Here is a 5761-nt window from a genome sequence, read left to right on the forward strand (position 1 = left end):
CGGGGCGGGGCCCCCCCCCCCCCTGCCGCTATGGGCCTGGCTGCTGGTCTGCCTGGGGGCTTTGCTGGTGCTGCTGCCCCGTGGCGTGCCGCTGAGAGGGTTGGGCGGGGTGATGCTGTTGGCCCTCTGGGTGCCGCGCGAGCCGGTGCCTTTCGGGCAGGTGGAGGTCTGGCAACTGGACGTTGGCCAAGGCTTGGCGGTGCTGTTGCGCACTCGGCATCACAACCTGCTGTATGACGCCGGGCCGGCGAGGGGCGACAGCGACCTGGGGGAGCGGGTGGTGTTGCCGACCTTGCGCAAGTTGGGGGTGAGTCACCTGGACGTGATGCTGATCAGCCATGCCCACGCCGATCATGCCGGCGGTGCTGGGGCGATACAGCGGGGTTTGCCGGTCGAGCGGGTTATCGGTGGGGAAGCGCTGGATGATGTTCAGTTGCAACCCTGTGCCAGTGGCGAGCAATGGGAATGGGATGGCGTGGGTTTTTCGCTGTGGCGCTGGGCGGATGGGCGCAGCAGTAATGACCGCTCCTGTGTGTTGCTGGTCGAGGCGCAGGGTGAGCGGTTGCTGCTGGCCGGCGACATGGAGGCAGGGGCGGAGCGTGCCTGGCTGGCGGCGACCGACGCGCCACGCATTGACTGGCTGCAGTCGCCGCACCATGGCAGCCGCAGTTCCTCCAGCGAGGGGTTCATGCGTGCCACGGCGCCGCGTGGGGTGCTGATATCGCGGGGGCGCAATAATAGCTTTGGACACCCGCATGCGCAGGTGGTGGAGCGGTACCGGCGGCATGGGGTGGTGGTGCATGACACGGCGGTGCAGGGGGCTTTGCGGTTGGTGCTGGGCGGGTGGGGAGAGGTTGAGGGTATGCGGGGGCAGAGGCGGTTCTGGCGGGCTCGGGGGGAGTGAGGGGAGGGGCTTGCAGGTGCTTGCCATGACATTTTCTATGCCCCAGGGGTTCGCCATGACAGGCGCTGGAAAACCCAAGGCATGCCCCTGTCAGCCCCGATACCCATCCAAGGCATGCTCCCTGATCTCCGGCAGATGAGCCTCCGCCGTGCCTATGGTAGAGTGGCGGCCTTTATCCGAAGGGGCGTTTACTGTGTGGGAATTGGTCAAGTCCGGTGGTTGGATGATGCTGCCGATCATTCTGAGCTCCATCGCTGCCATGGCTATCGTCATCGAGCGCCTGTGGACCCTGCGCGCCAGCCGCGTCACCCCGCCACACTTGCTGGGCCAGGTCTGGATATGGATCAAGGACAAGCAACTCACCAGTGACAAGCTCAAGGCGCTGCGCGCCGATTCGCCACTGGGTGAGATCCTCGCTGCGGGCCTGGCCAATTCGCGCCATGGCCGCGAAATCATGAAAGAGTGCATCGAAGAGGCAGCTTCGCGCGTCATTCACGAGCTGGAGCGCTACATCAGCACCCTCGGCACCATCGCCGCCATGGCCCCGCTGCTGGGCCTGCTGGGCACCGTGCTGGGCATGATCGACATCTTCAGTGCCTTCATGGGCACGCAGATGACCGCCAACGCCGCGGTACTGGCCGGTGGTATTTCCAAGGCCCTGGTCACCACGGCGGCGGGCCTGATGGTCGGTATTCCGGCGGTGTTCTTCCACCGTTTCCTGCTGCGCCGCATCGATGAGCTGGTGGTGGGCATGGAGCAGGAGGCGATCAAGCTGGTGGAAGTGCTGCAGGGCGACCGCGAAGTGGAAGTGGCCGGAGGCAAGGCGTGAAGTTCCGGCGCAATCGCCAGCGGGAGAACGTCGACATCAACCTGGCGTCGCTGATCGACGTGGTGTTCGTGCTGCTGCTGTTCTTCGTGGTCACCACCACCTTCACCCGTGAAACGCAGCTGCGGGTCGAGCTGCCGGAGGCCGCCAGTGCCGAGCAGGCGCCGGCCGACCAGGGCAAGCTGGTGGAAATCACCATCAGCGCCGAAGGCGTGTACTCGGTGAACAACCACCTGCTGCCCAAGAGCGACCTGGCCACCCTGAGCGAGGCCATCGAGCGTGAGTCGGGTGGTGACAACAAGCTGCCGCTGGCCATCAGTGCCGATGGCAAGACCCCGCACCAGGCTGTGGTCACTGCGATGGATGCTGCCGGCAAGCTCGGCTTCAGCCAATTGCGCATGACCTCCGTCGAGGCGGCCCAGGGCACGCCCTGATGGCTATCGCCGGCCGCCTGCTCGCCGCCTGGTACGCCGGGCACCCGGCGCTGGCGCTGCTGCGCCCGCTGGAGGCGTTGTACCGCCGCGTGGTCACGCGCAAGCGCGCGCGCTTTCTAAAGGGTGAAAGTGCCAGCTACCGCGCACCGGTGCCGGTCATCGTGGTGGGCAATATCACCGTGGGTGGCACCGGCAAGACACCGATGATTCTCTGGCTGATCGAGCATTGCCGCCAGCAGGGGCTGAACGTCGGCGTGGTCAGCCGTGGCTATGGCGCCAAACCGCCGCAGTTGCCGTGGCGGGTGTTGGCCGACCAGTCTGCCGAACAGGCTGGGGACGAACCGCTGCTGATCGTGCAGCGCAGCGGGGTACCGCTGATGATCGACCCAGATCGCGCCCGCGCCGTGCAGGCCCTGCTGGCCAGTGAACCGCTGGACCTGATCCTGTGTGATGACGGCATGCAGCACTACCGCCTGGCACGTGACCTGGAGCTGGTCCTGATCGATGCCGCGCGTGGCCTGGGCAACGGCCGCTGCCTGCCGGCCGGCCCGCTGCGCGAGCCTGCCGAACGCCTGCAGGGCGCCGATGCGGTGCTGTTCAATGGTGCCGGCGAAGACCGTGCCGGTGGCTTTGGCCTGCGCCTGCAGCCATCCGCACTGGTCAACCTGCGCAGTGGCGAACGCCGCCCACTCGACCATTTTCCCGCCGGCCAGCGCCTGCACGCGGTGGCCGGTATCGGCAACCCGCAACGTTTCTTCAATACCCTGCTGGGGCTAAACTGGCAGCCGCTGCCGCACCCTTTTGCCGACCATGCACACTTCAGCGCCCGGAGCCTGGCCTTCAGCCCACCGCTGCCGCTGGTCATGACCGAGAAGGACGCCGTGAAATGCCGCGCCTTCGCCGCCGACGACTGGTGGTACCTGGCTGTCGAAGCACAGCCCACGCCGGCATTCAGCGCCTGGTTCGACAGCCAGCTGCAGCGTTTGCTGCACAAGCCCTGAGCCCGTTTTCATTTCTGGCCATCTGGCCTAAAGGAAGCCTTCAATGGACACCAAACTGCTCGATATCCTCGCCTGCCCGATCACCAAGGGCCCGCTCAAGCTCAGCGCCGACAAGACCGAGCTGATCAGCAAGGGTGCCGGCCTGGCCTACCCGATTCGCGACGGTATCCCGGTCATGCTGGAGAGCGAGGCACGTACCCTGACCGACGACGAGCGCCTGGACAAATGAGCCTTGACTACACCGTGGTGATTCCTGCCCGCCTGCGTTCCACGCGCTTGCCAGGCAAGCCGCTGCTGGCCATCGCCGGCAAGCCGATGGTGCAACATGTATGGGAGCAGGCGCGCAAGAGCGCGGCCAGCCGCGTGGTCATCGCTACCGACGATGCCAGCATCTTCGAAGCTTGCCAGGCCTTTGGCGCTGAAGTGCTGATGACCCGTGTCGACCATGAGTCGGGTACCGACCGCCTGGCTGAAGTGGCGACCCAACTGGGCCTGGCGGCCGATGCCATCGTGGTCAACGTGCAGGGTGACGAGCCGCTGATCCCGCCGGTGATCATCGACCAGGTAGCTGCCAACCTGGCTGCCCACCCGCAAGCGGCCATCGCCACCCTGGCCGAGCAGATCCATGAGCCGGAAACCGTGTTCAACCCCAATGCGGTGAAGGTGGTCAGCGACAAGCACGGCCTTGCCCTGAGCTTCAGCCGGGCGCCGCTGCCGTGGGCGCGTGACACCTTCGCCAAAGGCCAGGACCAGTTGCCAGCCGGCGTGCCTTACCGCCGCCATATCGGCATGTACGCCTACCGCGTGGGCTTCCTCCACGACTTCGTCAGCTGGGGCCCCTGCTGGCTGGAGCAGACCGAAGCCCTGGAGCAGTTGCGTGCCCTGTGGCACGGTGTGCGCATCCACGTCGAGGACGCGATCGAGGCGCCTGCCGTGGGTGTAGACACCCCAGAAGACCTGGAGCGCGTACGGCGCTTGCTGGAGGCCTGATGCGCGTACTGTTCGTGTGCCTGGGCAACATTTGCCGCTCGCCCACTGCCGAAGGCGTGCTGCGCCACCAGCTACAGGCTGCCGGGCTCGCCGACCGCGTGCAGGTGGCCTCCGCGGGTACGGGCGACTGGCACGTTGGCAAACCACCCGACAGCCGCACCTGCAAGGCGGCGCTGGCGCGTGGCTATGACTTGTCCAGGCAACGCGCGCAGCAGGTCAAGCAGCGGCACTTCGCCGAATACGATCTGGTGCTGGCCATGGACGAGAGCAACCTTCGCGACCTGCGTGCCCTGCGCCCGCCAACGGCGACGGGCGAGCTTGACCTGTTCCTGCGCCGCTATGGTGCGGCATTGGATGAAGTGCCTGACCCGTACTACGGCGGCGCCGATGGCTTTGAGCAGGTACTCGACCTGATCGAATCGGCCTGCCAGGCGCTGGTGCTGGAAATCAAGGGGCGGTTATGACCGGGCAATGGCAGGAGCAGGTATCGCTCAAGCCTTACAACACCTTCGGCATCGACGTGAAGGCGCGTTATTTCAGCCAGGCCCGCAATGACCTGCATGTGCGCCAGGCGCTGAGCCAGGCTCAGCGCCTGGCGTTGCCAGTGCTGGTGATCGGGGGCGGCAGCAACCTGCTGCTGACGCGCGATATCGATGCGCTGGTCTTGCACATGGCCAGCCAGGGCCGCCGGGTGCTCAGTGATGACGGCGAGCATGTGGTGGTCGAAGCCGAGGCCGGCGAGCCCTGGCACCCGTTCGTGCAGTGGACCCTGGCGCAGGGTTTTTGCGGCTTGGAGAACCTCAGCCTGATCCCTGGCACCGTGGGCGCTGCACCCATGCAGAACGTGGGTGCCTACGGGGTGGAGATCAAGGACGTGTTCGTCGGCCTTACGGCCCTGGACCGCGAGACGGGCGAGCTGCGCGACTTCGCGCTGGCGGACTGTGCCTTCGGTTACCGCGACAGCGTATTCAAGCGTAACCCAGGCCGGTGGTTGATCCTGCGGGTGCGGTTTGCCTTGAGCCGTACCCTGCACGCGCACCTGGACTACGGCCCGGTCCGCCAGCGCCTGGCAGAGCAGGGCGTGACCGAACCGACGGCGCAGGCGATCAGCGATGCGATCTGCAGCATTCGCCGCGAAAAGCTGCCAGACCCGGCCGAGCTGGGTAATGCCGGAAGCTTCTTCAAGAACCCGGTAGTTTCGGCCGAATGCGTGGCGCGCATCCGTGCGCAGTACCCCGGCGTGGTCGCCTATCCGCAGGCTGACGGTCAGGTAAAGCTGGCCGCAGGCTGGTTGATCGAGCAGGCAGGCTGGAAGGGCTATCGCGAGGGTGATGCCGGGGTGCATCGCTTGCAGTCGCTGGTGCTGGTCAACTATGGCCAGGCGAGCGGGGCGCAGATGCATGCGCTGGCGCGACGGATCCAGGCCGATATCCTCGAACGGTTCGGGGTTGAGCTGGAGATGGAGCCTAACCTGTACTGAATTAGAGGTCGGTGCAGAACCTGTAGGAGCGGCCTTGTGTCGCGATGGGGCGCGTAGCGGCCCCAGATTTCAGCGTCAATGCAAATATTCCTGGGGCCGCTTTGCGCCCCATCGCGACACAAGGCC

At 66.0% G+C, this 5761-nt stretch carries 7 protein-coding genes and 1 pseudogene; all 8 read left to right on the forward strand.

Annotation, left to right across the window (positions count from 1 at the left end):
- Window positions 1-904, forward strand: a pseudogene (locus G1E_RS29580) (ComEC/Rec2 family competence protein); the annotation flags it as partial.
- Between the two features lie 193 nt (window positions 905-1097).
- Window positions 1098-1733 (forward strand): MotA/TolQ/ExbB proton channel family protein, encoded by a 636-nt coding sequence (locus G1E_RS15755; protein ID WP_009685211.1) that lies wholly within the window; start codon window positions 1098-1100, stop codon window positions 1731-1733.
- Window positions 1730-2164 carry a biopolymer transporter ExbD gene (locus G1E_RS15760; RefSeq protein ID WP_009685210.1) on the forward strand — a complete coding sequence of 145 codons (435 nt, stop codon included), beginning with the start codon at window positions 1730-1732 and terminating at the stop codon, window positions 2162-2164. The genes G1E_RS15755 and G1E_RS15760 overlap by 4 nt, the downstream gene beginning before the upstream one ends.
- Complete coding sequence (gene lpxK / locus G1E_RS15765) at window positions 2164-3165, forward strand: tetraacyldisaccharide 4'-kinase (RefSeq protein ID WP_047149934.1); 1002 nt, start codon at window positions 2164-2166, stop codon at window positions 3163-3165. The genes G1E_RS15760 and lpxK overlap by 1 nt, the downstream gene beginning before the upstream one ends.
- Window positions 3166-3208: 43 nt before the next feature.
- The gene (locus G1E_RS15770; protein WP_003247142.1) at window positions 3209-3394 is read left to right on the forward strand and encodes a Trm112 family protein; all 186 of its coding nucleotides are present in this window, start codon (window positions 3209-3211) and stop codon (window positions 3392-3394) included.
- Window positions 3391-4155, forward strand: coding sequence for a 3-deoxy-manno-octulosonate cytidylyltransferase (gene kdsB / locus G1E_RS15775; RefSeq protein ID WP_009685206.1), 765 nt, complete (start codon window positions 3391-3393; stop codon window positions 4153-4155). Before G1E_RS15770 ends, kdsB begins: the two co-directional genes overlap by 4 nt.
- Window positions 4155-4619, forward strand: coding sequence for a low molecular weight protein-tyrosine-phosphatase (locus G1E_RS15780; protein WP_009685205.1), 465 nt, complete (start codon window positions 4155-4157; stop codon window positions 4617-4619). Before kdsB ends, G1E_RS15780 begins: the two co-directional genes overlap by 1 nt.
- On the forward strand, window positions 4616-5635 hold the full coding sequence (gene murB, locus G1E_RS15785; protein ID WP_009685204.1) for a UDP-N-acetylmuramate dehydrogenase: 1020 nt from the start codon (window positions 4616-4618) through the stop codon (window positions 5633-5635). Before G1E_RS15780 ends, murB begins: the two co-directional genes overlap by 4 nt.
- Window positions 5636-5761: the final 126 nt, after the last annotated feature.

The organism is Pseudomonas sp. TJI-51 (assembly GCF_000190455.2).
GTDB lineage: Bacteria > Pseudomonadota > Gammaproteobacteria > Pseudomonadales > Pseudomonadaceae > Aquipseudomonas > Aquipseudomonas juntendi.

Coding starts and splice junctions, on each gene's coding strand:
- murB (WP_009685204.1), top strand. CDS start 4,616: ATGACCGGGCAATGGCAGGAGCAGGTATCGCTCAAGCCTTACAACACC.
- lpxK (WP_047149934.1), top strand. CDS start 2,164: ATGGCTATCGCCGGCCGCCTGCTCGCCGCCTGGTACGCCGGGCACCCG.
- G1E_RS15780 (WP_009685205.1), top strand. CDS start 4,155: ATGCGCGTACTGTTCGTGTGCCTGGGCAACATTTGCCGCTCGCCCACT.
- kdsB (WP_009685206.1), top strand. CDS start 3,391: ATGAGCCTTGACTACACCGTGGTGATTCCTGCCCGCCTGCGTTCCACG.
- G1E_RS15770 (WP_003247142.1), top strand. CDS start 3,209: ATGGACACCAAACTGCTCGATATCCTCGCCTGCCCGATCACCAAGGGC.